The organism is Streptomyces sp. NPDC050535 (genome assembly GCF_044457665.1).
GTDB lineage: Bacteria > Actinomycetota > Actinomycetes > Streptomycetales > Streptomycetaceae > Streptomyces.
Genome location: NZ_JBITHE010000003.1, coordinates 14,413 through 40,767, shown reverse-complemented (window position 1 = coordinate 40,767; position 26,355 = coordinate 14,413). Strand labels below are relative to the sequence as shown.

The window sequence follows — 26,355 nt, the reverse complement described above, 5'->3', positions numbered from 1 at the left end:
GGAGTGAGTGACGTCGAGGAAGCGGTCGCCACCGCCTTCCGCGAGGAATGGGGCCAGGTCGTCGCCACCCTGATCCGGGTGACCGGCGACTGGGACCTCGCCGAGGAGTGCGCGCAGGACGCCTTCGCGCAGGCCCTGGACCGGTGGCGGCGCGACGGCGTGCCGCGCCGCCCCGGCGCCTGGCTGACCACCACCGCGCGCAACCGCGCGACGGACGTGCTGCGCAGGCACGCGACGGGCGCGGCGAAGCTGCGGGAGGCGGCTGTGCCAGCACGGGCCACGGAGCCGGACGACCCGTGGGACGAGAGCGGAGTGGAGGACGACCGGCTACGGCTGATCTTCACCTGCTGCCACCCCGCCCTGGCCATCGAGGCCCGGGTGGCGCTGACGCTGCGCACCCTCGCGGGGCTGACCACACCCGAGATCGCCCGCGCCTTCCTCGTCCCCGAGGCGACGATGGCGCAGCGCCTGGTCCGCGCCAAGCGGAAGATCCGCAACGCGGGCATTCCCTACCGGGTACCACCGGCGCATCTCCTGCCCGAACGCACGACGGGCGTCCTCGGGGTGGTCTACCTGCTCTTCAACGAGGGGTACGCCGCCTCGGCGGGAGCCGATCTGCTGCGCACGAACCTGTGCGCGGAGGCGGTCAGGCTCGCCCGTGTGCTGGCCCGCCTGATGCCCGACGAGCCCGAAGTCCTCGGTCTGCTCGCGCTGTTGCTGCTGCACGACGCCCGGCGCGGCACCCGGGTCGACGCGGCGGGCGAGCTGGTGACGCTGGAGGACCAGGACCGTACGGCCTGGGACAAGGACGCGGTCGGTGAGGGCACCGACCTGCTGGAGAGGGCCCTGCGCCGCGGGCGTCCCGGCCCGTACCAGATCCAGGCGGCCATCGCGGCCTGTCACACCACGGCCGCCGAGGCGGGGGACACGGACTGGGCCGACATCGCCGCGCTGTACGGAGAACTGGCCCGCTTCGTGCCCTCCGCCGTGGTGCGGCTGAACCGCGCGGTGGCCGTGGGCATGGCCGAAAGTCCGGAAATAGGCCTGGCGCTGGTGGCGGAACTGGAGAGCGAGGGCGAGCTTGACGGCTACCACCTGCTGCCGGCCACCCGCGCGGACCTGCTGCGCCGTCTGGGACGTACGGCGGAGGCGGCGCGCGCGTACGGCCGGGCGCTGGAGCTGGTGGAGAACGGCGCGGAGAGGCGGTTCCTGGAGAGGCGGCTGGAGGAGTGCCGTTCTGCGTAGGAGCCGGTGAGCGGGGAAACGACGGGCCGCCTCCGTCCTGTGGGGCGAAGGCGGCCGAATGGCGGAGAGAGGCAGGTCAGACCTTGGCCTGGGACACCTCGGGAGTGGGGTCCGGAGCGTCGGCGGGCTCCGGCTGTGCGAGGGCGCCCCGGACGGGGATGAAGAAGGCGAGGATCGACGCTCCGAGGCCCACACAGCAGCCGATCAGCATGGCGACGCGGAAACCGTTCTCGGATGGCAGCGCGAAACCGCCGAAGTCCGTGGTCATCTGCGCCAGGACCACGCCGATGACGGCGGCCGAGACCGAGCTGCCGATCGAGCGCATCAGCGTGTTGAAGCTGTTGGCCGAGGCGGTCTCCGACTGGGGGACCGCGCCCATGATGAGGGCCGGCATGGCTCCGTAGGCGAATCCGACACCTGTGTTGCAGACGATGGTCACCACGAGCAGGCCCCAGGTGGACCCGGTGCTCATGAGCGGCAGCGAGATGCCGTAGCCGACGGCGATGACGAGGCTTCCGACGGACAGGGTGATCTTGGGGCCCTTGGCGGCGGAGAGCTTGGCGCCGATGGGGGACATCACCATCATCATGAGGCCCGCCGGGGCCATCCACAGGCCCATGGCCAGCATCGACTGGCCGAGGCCGTAGCCGGTGGCCCTGGGGATCTGCAGCAGCTGGGGGACGACCAGCGACTGTGCGTACATCGCGAAACCGACCAGGACCGAGGCCGCGTTGGTCATCAGGACCTGCGGGCGGGCGGTCACGCGCAGGTCGACGAGCGGCTCGTCGTTGCGCAGCTCCCACCGGCCCCAGGCCAGCAGCAGGACGACCGCCGCGGCCAGCAGCCCGAGGGTGGTGGCGCTGCCCCAGCCCCAGTCGGCGCCCTTGGAGACGCCGAGGAGCAGACAGATCAGCGCGGCCCCGAGACCGATCGCGCCGAGTACGTCGAAGCCGCCCGAGGCGGAGTTCTCGCGGCCCGCGGGGACGAAGAACCAGATCACCGTGCCGACCGCGAGAGCCAGGGCGGCGACGACCCAGAACAGCACCCGCCAGCTGGCGTTCTCGGCGATCGCCGCGGAGAACGGCAGGCCGAGCGCGCCGCCCACACCCATGGACGCGCTCATGATCGCGATGGACGAGCCCAGCTTCTCCGCCGGCACCACATCGCGCAGGAGGCTGATGCCCAGGGGCACCACACCCATGCCCAGGCCCTGGAGACCGCGTCCGGCGATCATCGGGACCACCGAGGAGGACAGGGCGCAGACCACCGAGCCCAGGACCAGCGGGACCAGCGAGACGAGCAGCATGCGGCGCTTGCCGTACATGTCTCCGAGACGCCCGGCGACGGGCGTCGCCACCGCGGCCGCCAGCAGGGTGGCGGTGATCACCCAGGAGGCGTTCGACGCGCTGGTGTCGAACATCGTCGGCAGTTCCCCGATGAGCGGGACCACCAGGGTCTGCGTGAGCGCCGCCACGATGCCCGCGAAGGCGAGGATGCCGACAACACCGCCGGAGCGGGCTGCGGGCTTGGGACTGTCCACGGGGTTACTCCTCTTGGTCTTCCGGGCCACGGCTGCTTGCACCCTGCATACGGTGTGCATGATGCATGGCGAGTGCATCATACACATCGCGCGTGGTATACCTGTCCGGGGAGGTGGCCTTCCCGGTGGGAAGGCGAGCCGGGAGCCGGAGGAAGCGTCGCGTGGACAAGCCCCTAGACCTGATCGAGTTCGAGACCATGCTGCTCGGGCGCTATCTGACCCTGCTCACCCCGCGTGCGCGGGGTCTGGAGGGGCGCCTCGACCGGAGCGCCTATCTGCTCCTCAGCCGTATCCAGGTCGAGGGGCCGATGTCCATCGGGCAGCTCAGCGAGGCGTTCGGCCTGGACACCTCCACCCTCAACCGGCAGACCGCGGCCATGCTGCGGGCCGGCGTCGTCGAGCGGATGCCCGACCCCGACGGGGGCATGGCCCGCAAGTTCGCCATCACCGACGAGGGCGCGCGCCGGCTGGCCGCCGACCGCGCCCAGAACGTCAGCGGCCTGGACAAGGTCATGGTCGACTGGTCACCCGAGGAGGTGGCCGAGTTCGCCGCCTACCTCAGCCGCCTGAACAGCGACGTCGAGCGCCTCGACGGCCGTCCCTGGCCGCGCGACTGAACCCCCTGCCGGTGACGGTCCGCTAGCCCACGCCGGCGGAGTCGCCGAGGTCGAAGATCCCGAACCCGAACCCCTGCGCGGTGATCGCCGTCCCGTCGACGCGGACGCCGGAAGCCTCCAGCGCAGTGGCGTTCCGGGGGCCGTCCAGCTCGTGACCCGCCTCGTTCTGCTGCGGGTTGACGACCACCAGATACCGCCCTCCCCGTACGTACACGAACGGATACCCGGCGTGCAGCACCTCCACCGAGCCTTCCGAACCGAACTCGGGCGTGTTCGTGCGGAGTGCGATGAGGCGTCGTACGAGATGGAGGAGGGAGGTGTCGTCGGCGAGCTGGGCGGCGACGGTCGGGCGGTCCGGGGACGGGTCGACGGGGAGGTAGAGCTGGTCGGCGGGGGCGCTGGAGAAGCCCGCGTTCGGACCCTCGTCCCACTGCATCGGGGTGCGGGAACCCGCTCGGTTGTAGCGGGGGCCCAGCACGCTGCCCTCCTTTTCGGGGAGGCCCGGGACATAGCGCATGCCGATCTCGTCGCCGTAGTAGATCGCCGGAAGCGTCGGCCAGGTGAGCTGGAAGGCGAAGGCGACGGGGAGCTGATGGGCGCTGCGGGGGCCGCAGTTGAGGCGGGAGAAGTCGTGGTTGGCGGTGGGGAGGGAGACGAAACCACGGCCGGCCACGGCCGCCGATGCCTCGCGCCAGGCATCGACGAACGGGAGTGGCGAACCCTTGCCGCTCGCGTCGAAGAAGCAGTCGAGCGGGTCCCAGGCCTCGTTGACCGTGCCCTCGGCGTTGCTCCACAGCGAACGCAGGGCGCGGCCGTCGGTGGGTCCGCCGAACTGGAGGAAGAAGTCCGTGTGGAAGCCGGCCGGAACCGATACTTCCGGCTCGCCCCACTCCGAGAGCAGTACCGCGTCCGGATGCGCTTCGTCCAGCCAGTGGCGCATTTCCGTCCAGATCCGCGCGGTCTCGGTCCTGTCCGGGTCGTCCTTGACGAGTGACGCGGCCATGTCGACGCGGAACCCGGACAGGCCGAGGCCGAGCCAGTGGTCCATGATCGAGCGGAGCGCCGCGCGGTTGGCGCGCGGTCCGTCGGCGTCGACCGGCTGACGCCACGGCTCGGCCGGATTCTCTTGCGCGTAACCGAAGTTGAGGGCGGGCTGGAAGGCGAAGAAGTTCGGGAGGTACCCGCCGGGGCGGGTGCCGGGGGAGGCGACGAAGCCGTCCTGATGGGCCTCGGACGTCCAGATGTACCGGTCGTCGGCAGGGTCGTTCGCGGATGCCGTGAACCACGGGTGCTCGTCGGAGGTGTGACCGGCCACGAGGTCGAGCAGTACGCGGATACCGCGGCGTCCCGCCTCGTCGACCAGCTTGGCGAGAGCGTCGTTCGAGCCGTAACGGGGCGCGACGTTCAGGTAGTCGGAGACGTCGTATCCGGCGTCCCGGAACGGTGAGACGAAACACGGGTTGAGCCAGACGGTGTTGACGCCCAGCCACGAGAGGTGGTCGAGGCGCTCGGTGATTCCGTCGAAGTCACCGATGCCGTCGCCGTTCGAGTCGGCGAACGACTGCGGGTAGATCTGGTAGAAGACGGCGTCGGCCAGCCAGGCGGGTGCGGGGCGGAACGAAGTCATGAAGTGGACCATAAGCCAGCGCACGGGGCGGCCGCTGCCCCTAAGCTGATCGCGATGTTCACCCCGCAAGGTCCCACCTTCCGCGAACTGGCCGTTCAGGCCCTTTCGTCCATCGAGCACGGCTACGACCTGCTCGCGCCGAAGTTCGACCACACGCCGTTCCGGACCCCGGACTCGATCCTCGACGCCGTGGCGGCGGCGCTGGACCGGATCGGACCCTTCGGCCACGGGCTCGACCTGTGCTGCGGAACCGGCGCGGGGATGCGGGTGCTGCGCGAGCTGTGCCGGGAGCGCGTCACCGGGGTGGACATCAGCGCGGGAATGCTGGCTGTGGGCCGCGAGCAGTTGGATACCGCCGGTCCGCGTGCCGAGCGTGCGCCCCGCGTCGCCTGGGTGCGCGGTGACGCGCGTGCACTGCCCTTCGCGCCCGCGTTCGACCTGGTGGTGAGCTTCGGCGCGTTCGGCCACTTCCTGCCGCGTGAGCTGCCGGGGCTGTTCGCCCAGGTCCACTCCGTGCTGAGGCCGGGCGGGCGCTTCGCGTTCCCGATCCCGGCTCCGCCCCGGCCGAGCTCGCCCTTCTACTGGGCTCTGCTGGGCTTCGACGCGGCGATGCGGGTGCGCAACGCCGTGTGGCGGCCCACGTTCGTCATGTACTACCGCGCCTTCCGGCTCGACGAGGTCCGCCGGGAACTGGCCCGGGCCGGGTTCGAGGTCGAGCTGCTCGCCCTGCCCGAGTTCGGCAGACGCGCGGACGGGAGCCCGCGGTGCCGCATGGTCGTGGCCACACGGGCGGACGGCCCGGCGCCCGCGTAGGCACTCCCTCAGGTCCATCTGCCATGGCGGACGCCCGTCCCGATGTGAGTTTGTTTTTCAAACTTACTGGGCTATGGTGGGCCTGCCTCGGACAGGCGGGCCCGCGAGATTCAGGACGCGCGGGGCAAGAACCCCGGTGACGCCCAGGCGCTCCCGCGGCCCGCGCCGACTGCGGGGCCTCGTCAAGCCCCAGCGTCGGGCAAGGCGCGCCCGGGAAGCCCGCAACACCCACAGAAGCCCCGTCTGAGCGGCCAATGCCTCAGGGTGCCGCGCCCCTGTCCACGAGAGCGCGCGACCCCGGCGATGGCCAAGCCGCCCCACCCCGTACTGGAGACCCCATGAACATCACCGGAGTCCTCGAACCGGGCACCGGCGCCCGGCGCGGCCTCGGACGCGCCATCTCGCCCGCCCTGCTGTCACGCGGCGCGCGCAGCGAGGCCGGCAGCCGCCAGGAAGTCCCCGCCGCCGGCGTCACCCGCCAATTCGGGGCAGTGCCGACGGGCGGGCTGAACCATGGCAACTGACCTCCGCGAGAGGACCGATCCGCCCGTCACCGGCCGCGGCCACCCGCTGCCGGTCCTGGTCGCCGCCTGCCTGGGCCTGTTCACCGTCTTCCTCCAGACCACCCAGACGATCGGCACCCTCGGCGCGGTACAGGACGACCTGCACATCGCCTCGGCCGACCTGGTGTGGGTGGCCAGCATGTACACGCTGGTGGTCGCCTCCTGCGTGCTCGGCGCGGGCGCGCTCGCCGACCGGTGGGGGAGACGGCGGGTCTTCCTCGCCGGGGCCGCCGCGATGTCGGTGGGCGGGGTGATCCTGGTCTTCGCGGGAAGCCTGGCCGTCGTTCTTCTCGGGCAGGCGGTCGTGGGCCTCGGCGGCGCGCTGATCACGCCCAGTTCCCTCGCGCTCATCACACACGCCGTGCCCGACCCCCGGCGCCGCGCCGGAGCGATCGCCGCCTGGGCCGCCACCTCCGGGCTCGGCCTCGCCATCGGCCCCGTCACCGCCGGCCTCGCGCTGCGCTGGTGGAGCTGGCACACCGCGTTCTGGCTCAACCTGGTCGTCGCCGTGTTCGCGGCGGCCGTCGCACTCCGGTACGTGGAGGAGTCCCGGAACCCGGCACAACGCTTCGACTGGGTCGGCCAGTCGACGTCCATGGGCGGTCTCGCCCTGATGGTCTACTGGCTGATCGACGGCGGCCACCACGGCTACGCCTCCGGCCGGGCCCTCATGGCCGCCGCCGGCGCGGTCGTGCTGCTCGCCGCCTTCGTGACGGTCGAACTCCGCCGCACAGCCCCGATGATCGACCTGCGGCTGCTGCGCGACCCCTCCTACGCCGGCTCGCTGCTGCTCGCCGCGACCGTCCTGTTCGCCTTCGTCGGCCTCGCCGTCCTGGAGGTTCTGTGGCTGCAACGGGTGCGCGGGCTGAGCGCGCTCCAGGTGGGCACCCAACTGCTGGCGGAATTCGTCACGTTCATCGCCGCCTCGGTGCTGGCGGGACTGCTGCTGCGCCGTCTCGGACCGCGCACGCTGATCAGCGCGGGGCTGCTGGTCGCGGCCGTCGGAGCCACGCTCTTCGCGCGGGTCGACGCCGGCACGACGTTCGGCGGATACGCCCCCGCCCTCGCCCTCTTCGGCCTCGGCTGCGGTCTCGCCAACGCGCCGTCCACCGCGCTCGCCGTCAGCCATGTCCCTCGCGGACGCGAGGGTGAGGCGGGCGGCACGGTGAACGCCGCCCGGCAGATCGGCGCCGTCCTGGGCACCAGCATCCTCGGCACGCTGATGACCTCCCGCTTCGACGACCGCGTCACCCAGGTCAGCGACCCGCGGGTGGCCTTCGACTACGCGGTCGGTCACGCGGCGTGGGTCGTGGTGGCGGTGCTGCTGGTCGGTACGGCACTGTCGCTGGGGCTCTCCGGATGGTCCCGGCGCACCGCCACGGCACGGCCGGCCGGTCGGCACTGACAACGACTGGTCTGCCCCCGGGAATCGGCCGGTGGCAGACCAGTCGGACACAACGCCGGATGAGGACCGTCGGGCCGCCGTGGCGCTCGGACGGCGACTGTCGAATCGCCCGTCGAACCCCGCGTCGTTCGGTCAGCCGCGGATGAAGTCGAGAAGGTAGCCGTTGAAGGCCTGCTCATAGGCGCCCACAATGCCGTGCGAGCCGCCCGGATACACCTTCAGTGTCGCGTCCTTGACGAGCTGGGCCGTCTTGAGGGCCGCCGCGGCGATGGGCACGATCTGGTCGTCGTCGGCGTGCACGACGAGAGTCGGCACGTCGATCCGGGCAAGGTCCTCGGTGAAGTCGGTCTCCGAGAACTGCTCGACGCAGTCGTACGCCGCCTTCAGGCCGGCCTGCATGCCCTGGAGCCAGAACTCGTCCCGCTTGCCCTGCGAGACCGTCGAGCCGTCACGGTTGGCGCCGAAGAACGGCGAGCTCAGATCCTTGAAGAACTGCGAACGGTCCGCCGCGACCCCGGCGCGGATCTCGTCGAACGCGTCGATGGGTGTGCCCTCCGGGTTGGCGTCCGTCTTCAGCATCAGCGGCGGGACGGCTCCCACCAGCACCGCCTTGGCGACCCGCGCGGTGCCGTGCCGGCCGATGTAACGGGCCACCTCACCGCCGCCGGTCGAATGCCCCACCAGGACCGCGTCGTTGAGGTCGAGCGACTCGATGAGTTCGGCCAGGTCGTCGGCGTACTGGTCCATGTTGTTGCCCTGCCACGGCTGCCCGGAGCGGCCGTGCCCGCGACGGTCGTGGGCCACGGCGCGGAAGCCGTTGTCGGCGATCAGCTTCAACTGCCCGTCCCACGCGTCCGCGTCGAGCGGCCAGCCATGGCTGAAGACGACGGGCTGACCGGTGCCCCAGTCCTTGTAGTAGAGGTCGGTGCCGTCAGAGGTGGTGAACCTGCTCATGAGGCTTCCCTTCAAGAGTTCGCCGACGTGACGCACCGACGTCGGGCCGGGCCGTACGAGGCGTCGGTGATGGCCCACGGCACGGCGGACCGGGACAACAGGGCATTCCTCTGATCGGCCCGGCGGCCAAATTCTCGCCTCGCACATTTATGCGCCTATGTCATAGTCTCCATGAATCCCGGAGTGTGCAACGCGTCCCGCCGCCCCGCGGAACTCACCCGGCGGCCGGCAGGGTGAACTCGTAGACGAGTGTGTCCTGTTGGGCGTCCACGACGAGATCGGTGATCTCCAGCGGCCGGTCGTACTGGTCGTGGACGCGCCGGGTGACCCGTACCGACTGGGGGAGCCGGGTGATGGAGTCCCGGTGGTGCAGGGCGAGCCCCGCCTTGCGCATCCAGTCGTAGGCGCGGCGCAGTTGCGCCGACGCGGTGCCGTCGGCCCGGTCGCGGTAGCGGGCCAGCTCCTCGACCTCGGACATCGCGACGGCCGAGAAGGACGTGACGGCCGTACGCTGCCCACTCCCGTCCGCCGCGGCCGACTCGTAGCGGTGCACCAGCGTCGGCCGCCGTGGGGCGAGCCCCAGGGCGTGCGCGTGTTCCGGTGGGGGAGTCTCCCAGATCACGGTGGTCCGGTGGACGGTGCCCGGTCCGGCGGCTTGCGCCCCCAGGGGGAAATCCAGTGACGGCACGTGCTCGGCCGTGCTGCCGGGCAGGGTCGCGTGGCTGCCGCGCCGGTCGGTGGAGACCAGGCCGCAGCGCCGCAGCATCTGCAGCGCCTGCCGTACGGTCTCGCGGCTCACGCCGAACCGGTTGGCCAACTCCCTCTCTCCCGGCAGGCGTTCACCGGGCGGAATGGTCCCGTCGCGCAGATCGCCGAGCAACTGTGTGGCGATCAGCGAGTAGCGGGGCTCGTGGTCGGACGGGTGGGCGGTGCGGGCCATGTGCGCGCCCCTCCTGCGTGGTGAAGAGACAAACGTGTGGTGACAACACCGATGCGGTGACGAAACGTAGCCGTATGAGCTCGTTGCGCGACCAGATCTAAGCATTGGTCTAAACCACCAGGGAAGGGCGGTCGGACAGTTCGGCCGGTTTCAGCTCGCGGACCCGCGGGATCGCGCACCGCGCGAGGGCCTTCAGAGTGTGCTGTAGAGGGCGTCCACGAGGGCCATCTTCCTTGGGTCGTCGGCGATGTGCGGGCCCATGCGGTTCATGACGTATCCCAGCGAGACGCCCGCCTCCGGGTCGGCGAGACCGCAGGAGCCGCCGAAGCCGTCATGTCCGAAAGCCCTCGGGTTGGGCCCGTAGGAACCGTTGGGTCCGCTCAGCCACAGACCGAGCCCGATCTCCGTCTCGTGCTCGAACCCGGCACCCAGCACCAGGTCACGGCAGCTTCCCTGGCCTTCGCGCACCCGCTCGGCGGCCGCGGGGGAGAGCACCCGCCGGGAGCCGTACGCGCCCCGCCCGGCGAAGATCCCGTACAGCGCGACGATCGCCCGTGCCGTGCCGTGACCGTTCGCGGCCGGGATCTCGGCGGCCCGCCACCGCGGCGTATTGGCCTCGCCCGCGCCGACGGACGGATTGGTGAGAGCCGCCAGCGCCGCGGGCGCCAACTGCGCGAAGAGCGCCGCCTGTTCGCTGGTCGACGCGACAGGCGGATGCACCAGCTCCGCCGCCCGCTTCGAGTCCTTCTCCGGCAGTCCGATGGTGAAGTCGATCCCGAGGGGCCCGGTCACCTCCCGCTCCAGGAACGCCCCCGGCAGCAACCCCGAGACCCGCCGCACCACTTCACCCACGAGGTGGCCGAAGGTGATCGCGTGATAGCCGGACCGCGTTCCCGGCTCCCACCAGGGCTCCTGCGCCGCCAGGCGTCCGACGGTCAGATCCCAGTCCAGGAGCTGAGCCAGAGAGTGCGGCTCACGCAGCCCGGACAGCCCGGCGCGGTGCGACAGCAGGTGCCGTACGAGCACGGTCTCCTTGCCGGCCGCCGCGAACTCCGGCCAGTACGCGGCCACCGGGGCGTCCAGGTCGAGCAGTTGGCGATCGGCCAGGATGTGCGCGCACAGGGAGGTCGGACCCTTCGACGTCGACCAGACGTTGACGAGGGTCTCCCGCTCCCAGGGCCGGGTGCGTGCCGCGTCCGCCCAGCCGCCCCACAGGTCCACCACGGTCTCACCGTCGATCGTGACGGTCACCGCGGCGCCCAGTTCGCCGCGGTCGCCGAAGTTCTCCTCGAACGCGGTGCGTACCGCCGAGAAGCGTGTGTCGCAGTGGCCCTGAACGTCTGGTGCCTGCTGGGACATGGGACCTCCGTCGTCCGTCAGGAGGCCCGGAGTCTGGTCCGGGCGAATGAGCGTGCGGAAAGCGCGTGTGGAAAGCACCTGCGGGATGAACGTACGGCAGGGAACGTACCGACTGGTCGGACCGGGCGGAAGCGGTCGGACCGCATTCGTCATCGCGCGATCTCCCGCAGGCCACCCAACACCCGTACTGTGCAGGTCAGTTGACCGGTGAGACGCAGGAGGCATGGGGACAATGCGGAGACACGTGAAGGTGATGGCCCGTACCGGACTCACGGTGGCGACGGCGAGCGTACTGGCTCTCGCCACGAGCCCTCAGGCGACGGCCGCCGACCTGTCGTACTCGTCCAGCACCTCCGTGGGCGTCCACAACGCCTACGAGAAGGCGAAGTACCCCTACTTCGCCGACGCCCTCGACTCCGGCGCCGGGATGCTCGAACTCGACGTGTGGACCAATGTGTTCGGCTCGTCCTGGCGGGTCTCGCACAGCAACCCGCTCGGCAACGACAACAACTGCGTGAACGCGGCGAACGCCTCCGAGCTGCGCACCAAGGCCACCAACCGCGACCTCGGCGGCTGCCTCGCCGACATCAGGGCCTGGCACGACGCGAACCCCGGCCACCGGCCGATCCAGCTCAAGATAGAGATGAAGGACGGCTTCCTGGGCACCAGCAACCGTGGTCCCGCCCAGCTGGACGCCCTGCTCACCTCGAAGCTCGGCGACGCGCTGCTCCGCCCCGCCGACGTCGTCGGCACCCACACCGACCTCGACACGGCGGTCCGCGCCGACGGCTGGCCCGCGCGCTCGGCCCTCGCGGGCAAGTTCGTCGTCGAGCTGATCCCCGGCACCGTCGAGGAGAGCAACCCCTTCGACACGCTGTGGACGGACCGCGAGTACGCCACCTACCTGCGCGACCTGGCCGCCGCCGGACGCCTGCGCGAGGCGGCCGCCTTCCCCGCCGTGCACAAGGCGGCCACCGGCGACCCCCGCACGCGCTACGCCGACGCCACGATCCGCCCGTGGCTCGTCGTGTTCGACGGCGACGCCGCCACCTACGCGAACGGCACGATCGACACCGCCTGGTACGACGACCGCCACTACCTCGTGGTCATGACCGACGCGCAGAACGTGGCCCCGGCCATCGACGGCACCAACCCCACCCAGCAGCAGGCCCTGGACCGCCTCGCGCTCCTGGCCGGGCAGCACGCCAGCGTCGTCTCCGCGGACTGGTACCCGCTGCCCGCCGTCCTGTCCACGGTCGTGCCGCGCGGTTAGGCGGCCCGGGGCGATCTCAGAGGTGGGACGGCAGCCAGCTCAGTTTGGCCGCCTCCTGGTAGGTGCCGCCGCCCTCGTGGTCGTTGAAGTCGTACACCTCGATCGCCTTGTCCTTGGACGCCCACGCGTTGAACGCCGCGAACACCGTGGACGGGGGGCAGGTCTGGTCCTCCAGGGCGGTCGAGAAGAGGGCAGGCGCCCGGCCGCGCGCGGCGAAGTGCACGCCGTCGAAGTAGGAGAGCGTGCGGAGCACTTCGTCAGTGCGGCCGCGGTACGTCTTGAGGAAGCTGCCGATCTCCCGGTACGGGTGACGGTCCGTCAGTGTGGTCGCGCGGGGGAAGTCGCACAGGAACGGCACGTCCGGCGCGACCGCGGCCAGGTCGGGGACCAGACCGCCCACCGCGATCGTGATGCCGCCGCCCTGGCTCCCGCCGATGGCCGCCGTGCGCGCCGCGTCGACCAGGTCGTGCGAGCGGGCCGCCTCCACCGCGCGCACCGCGTCCGTGAACACCCGGCGGTAGTAGTAGTTCTCGGGGGCGTCGAGCCCTCGGGTCATGTATCCGGGGTACGAGGGCGCGCTGCCCACCGGATCCGGTGTCTCGCCGCCGCCCCAGGCACTGCCCTGCCCCCGCGTGTCCATCACGAAGTGCGCGAAGCCCGCCGAGGCCCACAACAGGTGGGTGTGCGGAAGGCCGCGTCCGCCGCCGTACCCGACGAACTCGACGACCACCGGCAGGGGTGAGTCGGTCCCGGCCGGCAGTGTCAGCCAGCCCTTGACCGGGTGTCCGCCGAACCCGGCGAACGTCACGTCGTACACCGTGACCGTCTTCAGGTGCGTCTCGACAGGCTCGAAGCGGGCGCCGAGGTCGTGTTCGCGGGTCTCCTGGAGCGTCTTGGCCCAGAAGGTGTCGAAGCCCTCGGGCTCCACGGACGCGCTGCGGTAGACGCGGAGTTCGTCGAGAGGGAGGTCGAACAGGGCCATGAAGGACCACCTTTGGCATCGGGGCGCGGATGATCACACCGTACGTGGGCCGCCGACAGAGCCGCCAGGCTCTGCGGCCTGCGGGGGCCACTGGTTCGTCTCCCGCCGGCCCACCTCCCGCAGGCTCGCCCCCCGCCGCGCGACCGGATCCGCCCGCGAACGACTGATCGGCGCCCGCCGTGGAACCCGTCCGCCACCGGCAAGGCCCGGCCGCGGACGGACGTTCACGCCACCCGTCCCGACGACACCCGAAAGGTACGTGTCATGAATCCCGGCACTCGCACCATCACCGTAGGTATCGACGGTTCGCGGGCGAGTCTCGACGCCGCGGACTGGGCCGCCCGTGAGGCCCGGCGCCGGCGCCTCCCGTTGCGTCTGCTGCACGCGGCGCCCGGGCCGGCCGGGCCCGCACGCGTCCCGGAGGCCGACACCGGGACCGACCACACCCGCACGGCACTCGACCGGGCGGCGATCCAACTGTCCTACGCTCACCCGGCGTTGGAGATCATCGCGCGTGACACCGACACGCCGGCCGTCCCGGCGCTGCTCGCGGCCGCGGCGGAGGCCGAGACCCTGGTCCTCGGCTCACGCGGTTCGACAGGGTTCGCGGGCTTCGTGGTCGGCTCGGTCGCCCTGGCCGTCACGGCCCGCGCCGAAAGCCCGGTCGTCGTCGTGCGGGCGGGCGAGCTCCCCGAGGACGAACGGATGCCCACGGTCGACGGCGCGGCGGCGAGCACAGCTCCCTATCTGCCGGTGGTCCTCGGTCTCGACCTGAGCCACCCGGCCGACGACCTCATCGGGTACGCCTTCGACCGCGCCGCCGTCCGCTCCGCGGCCCTGCACGTCGTACACACCTGGACCGTGCCCCCGCGGCGCGGCCACGTGCCCGTCGTGCCGATGGACGGTGCGACCGTCGAGCGCGGAAGGGGCACCTGGCAGGTGCTGACCAGCACCTTGCAGCCGTGGCGCCACAAGTTCCCGAGGACGACCGTCTCCGAGCAGGTGATCTACGGCCACCCCGGGCACCATCTGCTGATGGCCTCCACCCGGGCCGGCCTCCTGGTCACCGGGCGCCGGGCGGGCGAGGGCCTGGACCGTTCCGCGCACGCGCTCATCCACCACGCCATGTGCCCGGTGGCGGTCGTACCGTACAGCTGACGGCCGGTCACGGCGCGAACGGGCCGGCCCTGGGAGCCGGCCCGTTCGCGCCGTGTCGGCACCGGGAACAGCCGCACTCCGCGAGCGCCTCAGCCGAATCGCTCGATACGGATCCGGTCCACCGGCTGACCCGCCGCCACCAGCAGTCGCGACGCGTGCTCCGCGAACCCGTTGGAGCCGCACACATAGGCCTCCCAGCCGCCGGGCGGCCGCACCGACAGGAGCGGCGCAAGTCGCGCCGCCGTCATCCGCCCGACCGGCACACCGTCGGGCGCGCTCCGGGTGAAGACGGTCGTGGTCTCCTCGCCGTACTCCCGCGCGTAGATGAGCTCTTCGGGGCCGCGCGCCGAGACCAGCAGCCGCAGTGGCACGTCCAGACCGCGCGCCCGGTGGTGCCGGAGCATCGACATCAGCGGTACGACGCCGGAGCCGGCCCCGATGAGCAGCGCGGGCCGGTCGCCCGGCCAGGCGAAGAAGCCGCTGAGCGGCCCCCGCACCTCCACCTCGTCCCCGACCCTGGCCACTCCGTGGAACCAGCCGGAGACCTCGCCGCCCTCCACATGGTCCAGCGTCAGTTCGACGTGCCCCTCGTCGTCTGGCGGAGAAGCGATGGAGTAATGGCGCTGCGCGGCGTACCCGTCCTGGGCGGTGAGCCGGAGCATCAGATGCTGTCCGGGCAGATGCCCCTCCCAACGCGGCACCGCGAAGCGGAACGTGGCGGCGTTCGGCGTCTCCCGGCGGATCTCGGTGAGCGTCGCCGTCTGCCAGGTGGCCGCGGCCCGGTTGCTCACGGCGATCCGCCCGGGCACGGCGAAGTCGGTCCGCGGCACAAAGGCCTCGGTCGTCGTCTCAGTCATCGCTCATCACCCATCGGCCGTCGCCCATCGGCCATTGCTCATCGCCCATCGGCCGTCGTTCATCAGTCGTCTTCTCAGTCACCGGAATAGCGCTGCTCTTCCCAGGGGTTGCCGCGTGCGTGGTAGCCGTTCTGCTCCCAGAAGCCCGGCTCGTCGTGGTCCAGGAGTCGCAGGCCCGCCACCCACTTGGCGCTCTTCCAGAAGTACAGATGGGGCACGATCAGCCGCGCGGGGCCCCCGTGTTCGGCGGACAGCGGCTTCCCGCCGTACTCCCACACGATCCAGGCACGGCCGCCGGTCAGGTCGGCGAGCGGGAGGTTCGTGGTGTATCCGGTATGCGAGTAGGCGACCGCGTGCGTGGCGGTCGCCCGCGGCCCCACCTCGTCGAGGAACGTGTCCAGGGACACGCCACCGAAGCGCACGCCGAACTTCGACCAGCTCGTCACACAGTGGATGTCACCCTCGTACGCCGACGCGGGCAGCGTGTGCGCCTCGTCCCAGTCCCAGGTGCGCGGCGCGGCCACCAGACCGTCGATCCGGAAGGTCCAGTCGGCGGGCGCCAGGTCGGGGGTGACCTCGGCCGACAGCACGGGCCAGTCGTCGCCCGCGTCGTACTGGCCGGGCGGCAGTCCGGCGTTGTGGGTGCGCGGGCGCCCGGTGAAACCTCGGGTGACGTTCATTAGGGGTGGTGCCCTCCAGACCGCCGGGAACGGGAGCCCGTGGAGCCCGCCGGTCGAGCGTGATCAGTGCTTACGTATTCAACCGTACGTGCCCGTCGGCCATGCCCGTGCCCCCGCGGGCCCTCGATCATTGCGGACATATGAACTCTCCGAAGGCCCGGGAATAGCCGCGCCGAGATCGTCCTTCCCGCTAGAGCCGACACCGGTGGCCTCTACAGATACCGCAGGTGGAAGTGGCCCCGGTACCCGGTGACAGCGAACGAGAGTGAGGGAGCACATGCCCAAGGCGTACGTCTTCACGCGGTACGGCGGCCCGGAGGCCGAGGCCCTGGTGGAGCTGGACCGGCCGACGCCCGGCCCCGGCCAGGTTCTCGTCGCGGTGCGCGCGGCGGGCGTCAACCCCGTCGACTGGAAGCAGCGGACGGGCTACGGGCGTCCGGGCGGCCCGGGGCGTGACCTGCCCGCGGTGTTCGGCAACGAGGTCGCGGGCGTCGTCGAGGAGCTCGGCGACGACGTGACCGGCTTCGCCGCCGGGGACGAGGTCTTCGGCAATCCGGTGGCCGGCGGATACGCCGAGTACGCGCTGCTTCCCGTGCACGTGACCGCGCGCAAGCCCGCCGGGCTGTCCTACCCGGACGCCGCGGCCCTGCCCGTCGCGGCGGCGACCGCGTACGACGGGATCCACCAGCTCGCTCTGCCCTCCGGCGCGACCGTCCTGATCACGGGTGCGGGAGGCGGTGTGGGCGTCGCGGCCACGCAGATCGCGCGCGCCCTCGGGCTGCGGGTGGTCGGGGTGGCCAGTGACGGCAAGAAGGACTTCGTCGAGTCGCTCGGCGCCGTGCACGTCCCCTCCGGGCCCGAGCTGGCTGAGCGCGTACGCGCGGCGGCGCCGGACGGTGTCGACGCCGTCTTCGACCTGGTCGGGGGCGAGGTACTGGAGGCCGCCGCGACGCTGCTCACCGACCCGCGGAAGCTGATCACCGGCGCCGACCGGGAGACCGTCGCGCGGCTCGGCGGCGCACCCGTCGAACGGGCCCGCACCGCCGCCGTGCTCGACAAGGTGGCCGCGCTCGCCGCCACCGGCACACTGCGGCCGTTCGTGACGCGGACCTTCCCCCTTGACCGGGCGGGCGAGGCGCTGCGCACGGTGGAGGACGGGCACGCGCGCGGCAAGATCGTGATCGAGGTCGGCGCATGAGCGCGCACCCCCTGGACAATCCGGCGCTGGGCGCGTTGACCGGCCCGCACGCCCACTTCGCCGAACGCCGCGGACGCGTCCTGCGCTACCCCCGCGACGTATCGCCGTGGCTGGCCCTCCCGGACGACCCGGACGCCGACGACTGGGCGGACCTCGCCGCTCTGGTCGGGCCGGGCGGCGACGCCCCGCTGGCCGGTTACACCGGGCCGACCCCGGAGGGCTGGGAGGTGACCCTCAGCATCGAGGGCGTACAGCTGGTCGACGACGGGATCGCCGCCGCGCCGGATCCCGAGGCGGTCCGGCTCGGCTCCGCCGACGTACCCGAGATGCTGGACCTGGTCGAGCGGACCCGGCCCGGCCCCTTCCTGCCGCGCACCGTGGAGCTCGGCACCTACCTCGGGATACGCCGGAACGGCGCCCTGATCGCCATGGCGGGGGAGCGGCTCCACCCGCCGGGCTGGACCGAGATCAGTGCGGTCTGCACCGACCCGGACTTCCGCGGCGAGGGCCTGGCCACCCGGCTGATCCTGGCTGTCGCGCACGGCATCCGCGAACGCGGCGAGACCCCGTTCCTGCACACCGCCGCGACCAACACCAACGCCATCCGCCTCTACGAGTCCCTGGGCTTCCGGCTCCGCCGCAACACCCTCTTCTCCGCGGCACGCGTGCCCGAGCACGCCGAGGCGTTCGCGGACCGGAGCTGGTCCTCCTAGCCGGAGGGCCGGGGTCGGAGCGAGGGGCGCGCGGGCGGGCCGGCGACCGGCTCGTCCGCGCCGGCCGCGTTGTAGCGCAGCAGGTACGAGGCGAAACGCACGAGATCCTCCTCCGGCCAGCCCGTGAGCCGCTCACGGAAGACCACGCGGCGGCTCGCGGTCACCTGGGCGAGGATCGCCGTGCCCGCCTCCGTCAGATGCAGCACCTGCACCCGGTGGTCCTCCGGGTCGAGCCGCCGCTCGATGAGCCCGGACCTCTCCAGCGCGGCCACCTGTCGGCTCACCGTGGACTTGTCCAGCGCGTAGTGCGCGGCGAGGTCGGTGCCGCGGCAGCCGCCACGCTCCTCCAGATGACCGAGCAGCGTGTACGAGACCAGGGACAGCTCGGGATGCACCCGGCCCGCGGCGGCCCTCGCGCGCCGGGCGAAGGACGTCATCTCGCGCTGGATGATCTCGACGGCCGCGTCGGCGCCGCCGCTGACAACGGGCTCTTCGGGCTCTTCGACGGCCTTCATGGGAACCTCCCTCACACTGTTAGTTGTACGGTACAACCTGAAGTGAGCCCGCTGTTGATGTGCGTCGCTGTCGGCGGCGGCGATGCCGGCGGTGCCGAACGCAGGCGCGCTCGTGGCCCCGTACCTCCGGAGCCGGAGCCGGGGCCGGGGCCGGTCTCGGAGGCCGAGGAGGCGTTGGAGGAGGCGGTCGCCGTCGGACCGTTCCTGATAATGTCGGCCGCGTCGGCTGTGGATCGCCCCAGCCAAGAAGTCGCCCAGGAGGTGAGACCCATTACCGCTAGGTCAGGTCGGGTGCTCTCACCTCAAGGCAACACGGCTCACCGCCCGTAGGCGGCAGCCGCGAGAGTGCCCTTCGGCTCACCGAAAGGCCCTCGGCTTCCATGCCTCTTCTGCCCCCGCTCTTCGACTCCGTCGTCACCGTGCTCCGCTCCGCCGGCTGTGTCTTCGCCGAGGACGAGGCGGAGTTGATCCTCTCCACCGCCCGCACCCCGGACGAGATCGCCACCATGGTGGACCGGCGCGTCGAGGGGCTGCCCCTTGAACACGTCCTCGGCTGGGCCGGGTTCCACGGTCTGCGCATCGCCGTCGAACCCGGCGTCTTCGTGCCCCGCCGCCGCACCGAGTTCCTCGTCGACCAGGCGGTCGCCCGGGCGCGGGACGCCTCGCTCGTCGTGGACCTGTGCTGCGGCTCCGGCGCGGTGGGCGCCGCCCTGGCCGCCTCCCTCGGCGGGCCCGAACTGCACGCCGCCGACATCGATCCGGCCGCCGTGCGCTGCGCCCGCCGCAACATCGCGCCCTTCGCCGGCCGGGTCCACGAGGGAGACCTCTTCGCGGCCCTGCCCGACACCCTGCGCGGCCGCGTCGACATCCTTGCCGCCAACGTGCCGTACGTCCCCAGCGGCGAGGTCGGCCTGCTGCCCGCGGAGGCCCGCGACCACGAACCCCTCGTCGCCCTCGACGGAGGCTCCGACGGACTCGACATCCTGCGCCGCGTGGCCGCCGAGGCCCCCCGATGGCTCGCCCCCGGCGGCTGCCTCCTCGTCGAGACGAGCGAACGCCAGGCGCCCAGGGCGCTCGAGGCCGTCACCCGCGGCGGCCTGACCGGCCGGCTGGCCGTCTCCGACGAGCTGTACGCCAACGTCGTGATCGGCATCAGGGACTAGGGCGTCTCGTTTGGATCAGCCCGGGTCCGCGACGCCTGGCACGGCACCTCGCCGCGTTGTCGCATCACCCGAGTACGTCCAGTACGCGGATGACGCTCCGCCTTGCGATGCACCGCACCAGACGCCGCGGCCTGATCCGGGCCGATCCGAACGACACCCCCTGGTCCCCGCCCTGCGCGCCGTCGCCCCGGGGGAGTGAGCCACGCCATTGTGCAACTAGTTGCATAATCGGCGGCCCGTCGTCTACAACAGTCACACGACACCGCGCACGGAGGGCCGTCCGATGAGCCGATACCCGCACCTGCTGACCCCGCTCGACCTGGGCTTCACCACGCTGCCCAACCGCGTGCTCATGGGCTCCATGCATGTGGGCCTGGAGGAGGCCGAGCGGGGCTTCGAGCGGATGGCGGAGTTCTACGCCGCCCGGGCCCGCGGCGGGGTCGGCCTCATCGTCACCGGCGGCTTCGCGCCCAACGAGGAGGGACGCCCGTACGAGGGCGGCGCCACGCTGACCACCGAGGTGGAGGCCGACCGGCACAAGGAGATCACCGCCGCGGTGCATCGCGAGGGCGGCAGGATCGCGCTGCAGATCCTGCACTTCGGGCGGTACGCCTACCACCAGGACCTGGTCGCGCCGAGCGCCCTCCAGGCCCCGATCAGCCCGCACGTGCCCCGTGAACTGAGCGACGCCGAGATCGAGCGGACCATCGACGACTACGCGCGCGCCGCCCGCCTGGCGCAGCGGGCCGGCTACGACGGCGTCGAGATCATGGGCTCCGAGGGCTATCTGGTCAACGAGTTCATCGCCGCGCAGACCAACCGACGCGAGGACCGCTGGGGCGGCTCCTACGAGAACCGCACGCGCTTCCCCCTGGAGATCCTCCGACGGGTGCGGGAGGCGGTCGGCGAGGACTTCATCGTCATCTACCGGCTGTCGATGCTGGACCTGGTGCCTGGCGGTTCCTCCCTGGAGGAGGTCATCACGCTCGCCCGGGCCGTCGAGGCCGCCGGAGCGACGATCATCAACACCGGTATCGGCTGGCACGAGGCCCGTATCCCCACCATCGCGACCTCCGTGCCGCGGGGCGCCTACGCCTGGGTGACCAAGAAGGTCATGGGCGCCGTCTCGATCCCCCTCGTCACCACCAACCGCATCAACACCCCGGAACTCGCTGAGCGGTTGCTCGCCGACGGTCACGCGGACATGGTGTCGTTGGCCCGCCCGATGCTCGCCGACCCCGACTTCGTCGCCAAAGCGCGGGCGGGACGGCCGGAGGCCATCAACACCTGCATCGGCTGCAACCAGGCATGTCTGGACCACACCTTCAGCGGGCGGATCACCTCCTGCCTGGTCAACCCCCGCGCCTGCCACGAGACCGAGCTCGTCCTCTCACCGACCAAGCTGCGCAAGCGAGTTGCCGTCGTCGGCGCCGGTCCCGCCGGCCTCGCCTGCGCGGTGTCCGCCGCCGAGCGCGGACACGACGTCACTCTCTTCGACGCCGCGCACGAGGTCGGCGGCCAGCTCAACGTGGCCCGCCAGGTCCCCGGCAAGCAGGAGTTCGACGAGACGATCCGCTACTTCCGCACCCAGCTCGAACTGCACGGCGTGGACGTCCGGTTGAACACCCGGGTCAGCCCCGAAACCGTCTCCGGATACGACGAGGTCGTGGTCGCGACCGGCGTCAGCCCGCGCACCCCGGAGATCCCCGGCGCCGACCACCCCAGCGTGGTCGGCTACCTCGACGTGCTCCGCGACAAGGTCCACGTCGGCGACCGGGTCGCGATCCTCGGCGCGGGCGGCATCGGCTTCGACGTCGCCGAGTACCTGACCGACGGCGGCGACAAGGCGAGCGAGGACCCGGCGACGTACTTCCGGAACTGGGGCGTCGACATGGACTACCGCCTGCCCGGCGGCCTCGCCGCTCCCGAGCGCCCCGTCCCGCCCCGCACCGTCCACCTCCTTCAGCGCAAGGCCTCCAAGGTCGGCGCCGGACTCGGCAGGACGACCGGCTGGATCCACCGCGCGGAGCTCAAGCACCGTGGCGTCACCATGGTCCCGGGCGTGCGGTACGACCGGATCGACGACGCCGGTCTGCATGTCACCGTCGAAGGGCAGGACCAGGTCCTGGAAGTCGACACGATCGTGCTCTGCACCGGGCAGGACCCGCGCCGCGACCTCTACGACGCGCTGATCGACGCGGGCGCGAACGCGCACCTCATCGGCGGCGCCGACGTGGCCGCCGAACTGGACGCCAAGCGCGCCATCAAGCAGGGCACGGAGCTGGCGGCGGCGCTGTAGAGGTCTCAGGACCCGTCCCTAGGATGACCTCATGTCACTGCCGCACGCGATCCTCACCGCTCTGCTGGAGAAGCCGTCCTCGGGCCTTGAGCTGACCCGGCGGTTCGACAAGTCGATCGGATACTTCTGGTCGGCGACCCATCAGCAGATCTATCGCGAGCTGGGAAAACTGGAGGCCGAGGGCCAGATCCGCGCCCTGCCGTCCGAGCAGCCGGCCCGGGGGCAGAAGAAGAGCTACGAGGTGCTGCCCGCGGGCCGCGACGAACTCGCCCGCTGGACCGCCGCGTCCCAGACCCCGAAGCCCCTGCGCGACACGATGCTGCTGCGGCTGCGCGCCTCGGCGGTCGTCGGCACCGCGGGCATCGAGGCGGATCTGCGCCGCCATCTCGACCTGCACCAGGGGCAGTTGGCCGAGTACGAGGAGATCGAGAAGCGCGACTTCCCGCCCGGCACGGACACCGCGCAGGACCGTCTGCGGCACCTCGTCCTGCGCGCCGGAATCGACCTGGAGACGTTCTGGACGCGGTGGCTGGCACACGCGCTGGAGGAGTTCGAGCAGCTACCGGAGCAACTGCCCGCGCGCGAGTAGGCCGTTGAACGCGCGGCGCGGCCGTCCTCCCGACCCAGGTCGGACGGACGGCCGCCGCGATGACGAACCCCGGATCAGAGCCGGTGCGGCTTCGCCCGGCGGCGCAGGAACCAGGCGCCCGCGACGATGCCCGTGGCCGCCAGCGCGGCGCCGCCCGCCAGGGTGAGAGTGCCGTAGTCCTTGGCCGCTCCGCCGAGACCGCCCATGACCCCGAGCGACGGTGTCGCGGAGACCCGGGGCGTCGCGGAGGAGGCCGACACGATGATGGACTGGGTGCCCGCCGTCGTCCCGTCCTGGCAGACCACGATGACCGTGTAGGTTCCGGCGCTCACCGTCGACCAGGACGCCGCCTGGCTGGTGCTCGTACCGGTCAGGGCGACCTGTCGGCCCTGGGCGAAACTCCCCTGTCCACTGGAGAGCAGCGAGGCGTTGCCGAAGCTGCTGCCGTTGCTCGGACAGGCACTGGTCGTGACCGAGACCGTGGAACCGCTGGTGCTCACGGAGATCCCCGAACCCACGGCGACGGCCGACCCGGCGGCCTGAGTGAGCGGAAGCGCAGCGGCGGCGGCCACGGTGAGGCCGGAGCGGATGAGTAGCTGAGTAGTACGCATAGGACTGCCCTCCAGCGGCACGGTTGGCGGAACGTCCCGTGCGCCGCCGAGGATCGGAAAGGCCCGTGCTGCCTTCAGGGGAGAGCCAACGTGCCTTTGGCCCGGCCCGCACGCGGACGGGGACCGGGCAGGTGACGGATTCCGTCGTCCGGCCGACGGCAGGCGGCCGTCACACCTCGTTCGGGGAGGAATCCGGGGGGCCCGGCCCTCACCAGGTGCGCCCCGCTCGCAGCAGCCGCTCCCGGACGAGCACCACGTGCGGGTTGTCCGACGCCCCGGGCCGCTGGATGAGATATCCGGTGTTGATCGGCGGGTCCTCGGGTGACAACAGCGGCACCAGGGCGCCGGAGGCCAGCTCGCCGAGGCACAGATAGCGGGGGAGCACGGTGATCCCGGCGCCCGCGACGACCGCCGCGAGGACGCCGCGCAGATCGGGCACCGTGATCGCGGCCTGCCCGGTGAGCCGTACGCCGAACACATGCCGCCAGTAGCGGCGGGCGATGGGGAGATCGTCGGAGTACGCCACCAGCGGAGCCCCGTGCGGCGCGGCCGCGCCCCGTCGGCGGCCACCCGGTCGGGTCCCAGACGCTCGGCCCACACCGGGGAGGCGACGAGGACGAACTCCTCGTCCATCAGCGGCACGGACGTCAGGGCGCGGCCGCGCTGGGGGTACCTCCCACGCCCTTGAGGCAGTGGGGGACGGTAGTGGCGATCGCCAGGTCGTAGCGCCCGCCGCGCAGCCCCTCCAGCGGGTCGTCGGTCGGACCGGCGCTCACCCGCAGCCGTACGCCCTGTGTGGTCAGTGGCGCCGGCGCGGGCAGTACCCGGGTGCCCAGCAGTTCGGCGGGGCCCGCGACGTGGACCGGTTCCGGGGGCTGCTCGGCGCCGCCGCGGTTCGCGGCCACCGCGAGCGCGTCCAGCGGCACCGCGACCCGCGCGGCCAGTTCGTCCGCCACCGTGGTGGGCAGCACCCCGCGCGGCCCGCGCTCGAACAGCCCTCGCCCCAACTGCCCCTCCAGCGAACGCATCTGCGTCGTCACCGTCGGCCGGGACAGGCCGAGCAGCCGCCCGGCCGCCGTGAACGACCCCGAACGGTGCACCACGAGGAACGTACGCAGCAGCGAGAGGTCCAGCGGTGCGGCATCGGGTTCCCTGTGGGGCATACGAGTCACCATGTGCCGGGCCTATCCCTCGCCACCGGTCGTCACGGTCCGCTCCGCCGAGTACCCGCCCCAGGTGCCGTCCGGCAGCTTCGCCCGGATCCGCACCCGGTGCGTGACGCCGGCTTCCCGTCCCACGTAGAAGCTGTACGTCGCCTCCTCGCTGGGCGCGGTGCCACCCCAGACGAGCGAGGTCGCGTCCTCCCCGTCGAGATGGATCCGGTACTCCGTGATCACCCCGTCCGCGTCCGGCGGAACCCAGGCCAGGTCGAGGTAGTACGCCCCGTCCGCGAGGTGCGTGGTGGCGCGGAAGCCGGTCGGCGCGGTGCCCTTTCCGTCGTCCGAACCGGGCGCCGTGGTGAGCCGGACGGTGGCGCCGGCGGGCGAGACGTTGTCCGCCGCGTCGCGTGCTTTCACGGTGAAGGCGTAGCTGGTGCCGGCCCGCAGCCCGGTCACCACGGTCGCGGTCTGCCCGCCGCCCACGCTGTGGATCTTCGAGTCGCCCTGGTAGATGTCGTACGAGGCCACGCCACGGTTGTCCGTGGACTTCTCCCAGGACAGCTGGACGGATCCGCTCCCGATCACCTTCCCGCTGGGACTGCCGGGGCGGGTCGGAACCTCGTCGTCGGCCGTGACCGCTGCGGGAGTGGTGGCGCGGACCTGTTTGCTGGGCGGCCCGGGATTCCCCTCGGTGTTCAGGGCGCGGACCGTGAATACGTAGGTCGTCGACGGAGCGAGCCTGGTGATGTCCACCATGTGCTCCTCGCCGGGCACTTCCCTGAGCTTCGTCATGCCGTGATACACGACGTACTGGGACACCTCCGGATCGCCGGAGGCCCGGTTCCACATGATGTGCACGCTGGTCGCGCTGCCCGCCGCGGCCGTGACGCCCATCGGTGCCGAGGGCAGTTGTCCGCCCTGGTTGTCGCTCTGCCCGCCCCAGCCGCAGGACGTCAGGGCGAGCAGCGAGCCGCAGATCAGCGCGTGGGGGACGCGTCGCACGGTCCTGCCTTCCCTAGACGGGATTGGTCTGTACCTATAAGACACCGTTGGTGCGATGGCATCAAGAGGGCGGAGGGCGTTCGCCGCACCTCCGTGCGGTACGTATGCTGATGGCGACGCGGCATGAACTCGGCCCTTTCACAGGGGAGTTCATGCCAACGGCGCGGACCGCTGTCGTCGCTGTCCCCGCGCCGGCGAAGGCGGTCGAGTGGCTGGAGCCGACTGCGGCTCGGGCCCTCGGCCGCACACCGCCTCTCAGAACGGCCGTGCACCGTCCGGACCCCTCCCAGTGGACGGACCGTCAGGTACGCACCATGTTTGGGCGAGTGATCGTCAATGTCCCCAGGAGAGGGTCCCTCATCGTGCGTGTCCAGTCGCTGACGCTGGCCGTGGCCGGCGCCGCCCTGCTCGCCCCTGCCCCTGCTCCTTCCCCCGCTCCTGTTTCCGCGGGGCTAACCGCCGCGGCTCGCCCGAGCACCTCCGCCCCCGCGGTGGTGCGTGAGGGGGATGTCCAGGCCGCCGACCTGCTCGCGAAGGTACGCGGCTGTACGCAGGTCTCGAACGGGCGTTACCGCAGCGACGACGGCGCCCGCGCCGACATCCCCGTCTGCGGAAAGCGGGGTGCCGTGTTCTGGAAGGCCGACATGGACATCGACTGCGACGGGCGTCCCGGCCGGCGCTGCAACAGCCGCAGCGACCCGCTCTTCTCCGACGCCACCGCCTACCAGCAGTCCGACGGACGCGAGCTCGACGCCGAGACCCTGCCGTACATCGTCGTCCCCGGCGTCAGCGACATCTGGAACCACCGGGACCACGACATCCGTGCCGGATCGGTGGCCGCGGTCATCTACGAGGACCGCGTCCAGTACGCGGTCGTCGGCGACATCGGACCGCGCCACATCATCGGCGAGGCCTCCTATGCCACCGCCAAGGCCCTCGGCATCCGCCCCGACCCGATCGGCGGCGGGACGGACGCGGGGGTCACCTACCTGGTGTTCAAGGACTCCCGGGTCTCACCCATCGAGAGCCACCGGGCGGCGGCGACGCTGGGGGAGAGCCTGGCGCGCAAGTTCGTCAAGGAGAACTGAGCAC

The 26,355-nt window shown here is 71.8% G+C and carries 26 protein-coding genes; 13 read left to right on the top strand and 13 right to left on the bottom strand.

Annotation, left to right across the window (positions count from 1 at the left end):
• Positions 1-3: 3 nt before the first annotated feature.
• On the top strand, positions 4-1,245 hold the full coding sequence (locus tag ACIBLC_RS08235) for an RNA polymerase sigma factor (protein WP_399209945.1): 1,242 nt from the start codon (positions 4-6) through the stop codon (positions 1,243-1,245).
• A 76-nt stretch (positions 1,246-1,321) separates the two neighbouring features.
• Here the strand turns inward: ACIBLC_RS08235 and ACIBLC_RS08230 are convergent, their stop codons facing one another.
• Positions 1,322-2,785: an MFS transporter gene (locus ACIBLC_RS08230; protein ID WP_399209944.1), complete on the bottom strand. Its 1,464-nt coding sequence runs from the start codon at positions 2,783-2,785 to the stop codon at positions 1,322-1,324.
• Positions 2,786-2,946: 161 nt separating this feature from the next.
• Here ACIBLC_RS08230 and ACIBLC_RS08225 point away from each other — a divergent pair, with 161 nt between their 5' ends.
• Complete coding sequence (locus ACIBLC_RS08225; protein WP_399209943.1) at positions 2,947-3,402, top strand: MarR family winged helix-turn-helix transcriptional regulator; 456 nt, start codon at positions 2,947-2,949, stop codon at positions 3,400-3,402.
• A gap of 22 nt (positions 3,403-3,424) precedes the next feature.
• Here the strand turns inward: ACIBLC_RS08225 and ACIBLC_RS08220 are convergent, their stop codons facing one another.
• On the bottom strand, positions 3,425-5,029 hold the full coding sequence (locus ACIBLC_RS08220) for an alpha-amylase family glycosyl hydrolase (protein WP_399209942.1): 1,605 nt from the start codon (positions 5,027-5,029) through the stop codon (positions 3,425-3,427).
• Between the two features lie 54 nt (positions 5,030-5,083).
• Between ACIBLC_RS08220 and ACIBLC_RS08215 the strand changes: the two genes are divergently transcribed.
• The 3 genes from ACIBLC_RS08215 (at position 5,084) to ACIBLC_RS08205 (ending at position 7,810) form a co-directional block, all read left to right on the top strand.
• A complete protein-coding gene (locus ACIBLC_RS08215) occupies positions 5,084-5,842 on the top strand; it encodes a class I SAM-dependent methyltransferase (RefSeq protein ID WP_399209941.1) in 759 nt (252 codons plus the stop codon).
• A gap of 338 nt (positions 5,843-6,180) precedes the next feature.
• Positions 6,181-6,366: a hypothetical protein gene (locus tag ACIBLC_RS08210; RefSeq protein ID WP_399209940.1), complete on the top strand. Its 186-nt coding sequence runs from the start codon at positions 6,181-6,183 to the stop codon at positions 6,364-6,366.
• A complete protein-coding gene (locus ACIBLC_RS08205; RefSeq protein WP_399209939.1) occupies positions 6,356-7,810 on the top strand; it encodes an MFS transporter in 1,455 nt (484 codons plus the stop codon). The genes ACIBLC_RS08210 and ACIBLC_RS08205 overlap by 11 nt, the downstream gene beginning before the upstream one ends.
• Before the next feature lie 132 nt (positions 7,811-7,942).
• On the opposite strand, the gene ACIBLC_RS08200 is transcribed toward ACIBLC_RS08205, so the two are convergent.
• The 3 genes from ACIBLC_RS08200 to ACIBLC_RS08190 all read right to left on the bottom strand — a co-directional run bounded on the left by ACIBLC_RS08200 (position 7,943) and on the right by ACIBLC_RS08190 (position 11,063).
• Positions 7,943-8,764: an alpha/beta fold hydrolase gene (locus ACIBLC_RS08200; protein ID WP_399209938.1), complete on the bottom strand. Its 822-nt coding sequence runs from the start codon at positions 8,762-8,764 to the stop codon at positions 7,943-7,945.
• Between the two features lie 214 nt (positions 8,765-8,978).
• A complete protein-coding gene (locus ACIBLC_RS08195; RefSeq protein WP_399209937.1) occupies positions 8,979-9,704 on the bottom strand; it encodes a GntR family transcriptional regulator in 726 nt (241 codons plus the stop codon).
• 192 nt (positions 9,705-9,896) lie between these two features.
• Positions 9,897-11,063, bottom strand: coding sequence for a serine hydrolase domain-containing protein (locus ACIBLC_RS08190; protein WP_399209936.1), 1,167 nt, complete (start codon positions 11,061-11,063; stop codon positions 9,897-9,899).
• A 223-nt stretch (positions 11,064-11,286) separates the two neighbouring features.
• Here ACIBLC_RS08190 and ACIBLC_RS08185 point away from each other — a divergent pair, with 223 nt between their 5' ends.
• Positions 11,287-12,336 carry a phosphatidylinositol-specific phospholipase C domain-containing protein gene (locus ACIBLC_RS08185; protein ID WP_399209935.1) on the top strand — a complete coding sequence of 350 codons (1,050 nt, stop codon included), beginning with the start codon at positions 11,287-11,289 and terminating at the stop codon, positions 12,334-12,336.
• A 16-nt stretch (positions 12,337-12,352) separates the two neighbouring features.
• On the opposite strand, the gene ACIBLC_RS08180 is transcribed toward ACIBLC_RS08185, so the two are convergent.
• Positions 12,353-13,318 (bottom strand): acetylxylan esterase, encoded by a 966-nt coding sequence (locus tag ACIBLC_RS08180; RefSeq protein WP_399209934.1) that lies wholly within the window; start codon positions 13,316-13,318, stop codon positions 12,353-12,355.
• A gap of 264 nt (positions 13,319-13,582) precedes the next feature.
• Between ACIBLC_RS08180 and ACIBLC_RS08175 the strand changes: the two genes are divergently transcribed.
• Positions 13,583-14,476 (top strand): universal stress protein, encoded by an 894-nt coding sequence (locus tag ACIBLC_RS08175; protein ID WP_399209933.1) that lies wholly within the window; start codon positions 13,583-13,585, stop codon positions 14,474-14,476.
• An 89-nt stretch (positions 14,477-14,565) separates the two neighbouring features.
• On the opposite strand, the gene ACIBLC_RS08170 is transcribed toward ACIBLC_RS08175, so the two are convergent.
• Entirely contained in the window at positions 14,566-15,333 is a 768-nt protein-coding gene (locus tag ACIBLC_RS08170) for a ferredoxin reductase (protein ID WP_399209932.1), read from the bottom strand.
• A gap of 74 nt (positions 15,334-15,407) precedes the next feature.
• Positions 15,408-16,013: a sulfite oxidase-like oxidoreductase gene (locus ACIBLC_RS08165; protein ID WP_399209931.1), complete on the bottom strand. Its 606-nt coding sequence runs from the start codon at positions 16,011-16,013 to the stop codon at positions 15,408-15,410.
• Between the two features lie 277 nt (positions 16,014-16,290).
• On the opposite strand from ACIBLC_RS08165, the gene ACIBLC_RS08160 reads away from it, so the two are divergent.
• Together ACIBLC_RS08160 and ACIBLC_RS08155 are read left to right on the top strand one after the other, a co-directional pair.
• On the top strand, positions 16,291-17,211 hold the full coding sequence (locus ACIBLC_RS08160; RefSeq protein ID WP_399209930.1) for an NADP-dependent oxidoreductase: 921 nt from the start codon (positions 16,291-16,293) through the stop codon (positions 17,209-17,211).
• On the top strand, positions 17,208-17,924 hold the full coding sequence (locus tag ACIBLC_RS08155) for a GNAT family N-acetyltransferase (protein ID WP_399209929.1): 717 nt from the start codon (positions 17,208-17,210) through the stop codon (positions 17,922-17,924). Before ACIBLC_RS08160 ends, ACIBLC_RS08155 begins: the two co-directional genes overlap by 4 nt.
• Here the strand turns inward: ACIBLC_RS08155 and ACIBLC_RS08150 are convergent.
• Positions 17,921-18,439: a MarR family winged helix-turn-helix transcriptional regulator gene (locus tag ACIBLC_RS08150; protein WP_399209928.1), complete on the bottom strand. Its 519-nt coding sequence runs from the start codon at positions 18,437-18,439 to the stop codon at positions 17,921-17,923. The two genes, ACIBLC_RS08155 and ACIBLC_RS08150, sit on opposite strands and share 4 nt — an antisense overlap.
• A gap of 380 nt (positions 18,440-18,819) precedes the next feature.
• Here ACIBLC_RS08150 and ACIBLC_RS08145 point away from each other — a divergent pair, with 380 nt between their 5' ends.
• From ACIBLC_RS08145 to ACIBLC_RS08135, 3 genes are all read left to right on the top strand, one after another.
• Positions 18,820-19,602 carry a putative protein N(5)-glutamine methyltransferase gene (locus ACIBLC_RS08145; RefSeq protein WP_399209927.1) on the top strand — a complete coding sequence of 261 codons (783 nt, stop codon included), beginning with the start codon at positions 18,820-18,822 and terminating at the stop codon, positions 19,600-19,602.
• Positions 19,603-19,885: 283 nt separating this feature from the next.
• Positions 19,886-21,901, top strand: coding sequence for an FAD-dependent oxidoreductase (locus tag ACIBLC_RS08140; protein WP_399209926.1), 2,016 nt, complete (start codon positions 19,886-19,888; stop codon positions 21,899-21,901).
• 31 nt (positions 21,902-21,932) lie between these two features.
• Positions 21,933-22,490, top strand: coding sequence for a PadR family transcriptional regulator (locus ACIBLC_RS08135; RefSeq protein ID WP_399209925.1), 558 nt, complete (start codon positions 21,933-21,935; stop codon positions 22,488-22,490).
• Between the two features lie 74 nt (positions 22,491-22,564).
• Here ACIBLC_RS08135 and ACIBLC_RS08130 read toward each other — a convergent pair whose 3' ends face one another.
• The 4 genes from ACIBLC_RS08130 to ACIBLC_RS08115 form a co-directional block, all read right to left on the bottom strand.
• Positions 22,565-23,101 carry a hypothetical protein gene (locus ACIBLC_RS08130; RefSeq protein ID WP_399209924.1) on the bottom strand — a complete coding sequence of 179 codons (537 nt, stop codon included), beginning with the start codon at positions 23,099-23,101 and terminating at the stop codon, positions 22,565-22,567.
• A gap of 208 nt (positions 23,102-23,309) precedes the next feature.
• Entirely contained in the window at positions 23,310-23,627 is a 318-nt protein-coding gene (locus ACIBLC_RS08125; RefSeq protein ID WP_399209923.1) for a LysR substrate-binding domain-containing protein, read from the bottom strand.
• A gap of 121 nt (positions 23,628-23,748) precedes the next feature.
• The gene (locus ACIBLC_RS08120; protein ID WP_399209922.1) at positions 23,749-24,264 is read right to left on the bottom strand and encodes a LysR family transcriptional regulator; all 516 of its coding nucleotides are present in this window, start codon (positions 24,262-24,264) and stop codon (positions 23,749-23,751) included.
• Positions 24,265-24,285: 21 nt separating this feature from the next.
• A complete protein-coding gene (locus tag ACIBLC_RS08115; RefSeq protein WP_399209921.1) occupies positions 24,286-25,263 on the bottom strand; it encodes a fibronectin type III domain-containing protein in 978 nt (325 codons plus the stop codon).
• A gap of 362 nt (positions 25,264-25,625) precedes the next feature.
• On the opposite strand from ACIBLC_RS08115, the gene ACIBLC_RS08110 reads away from it, so the two are divergent.
• The gene (locus ACIBLC_RS08110) at positions 25,626-26,351 is read left to right on the top strand and encodes a glycoside hydrolase family 75 protein (RefSeq protein ID WP_399209920.1); all 726 of its coding nucleotides are present in this window, start codon (positions 25,626-25,628) and stop codon (positions 26,349-26,351) included.
• Positions 26,352-26,355 lie beyond the last annotated feature (4 nt).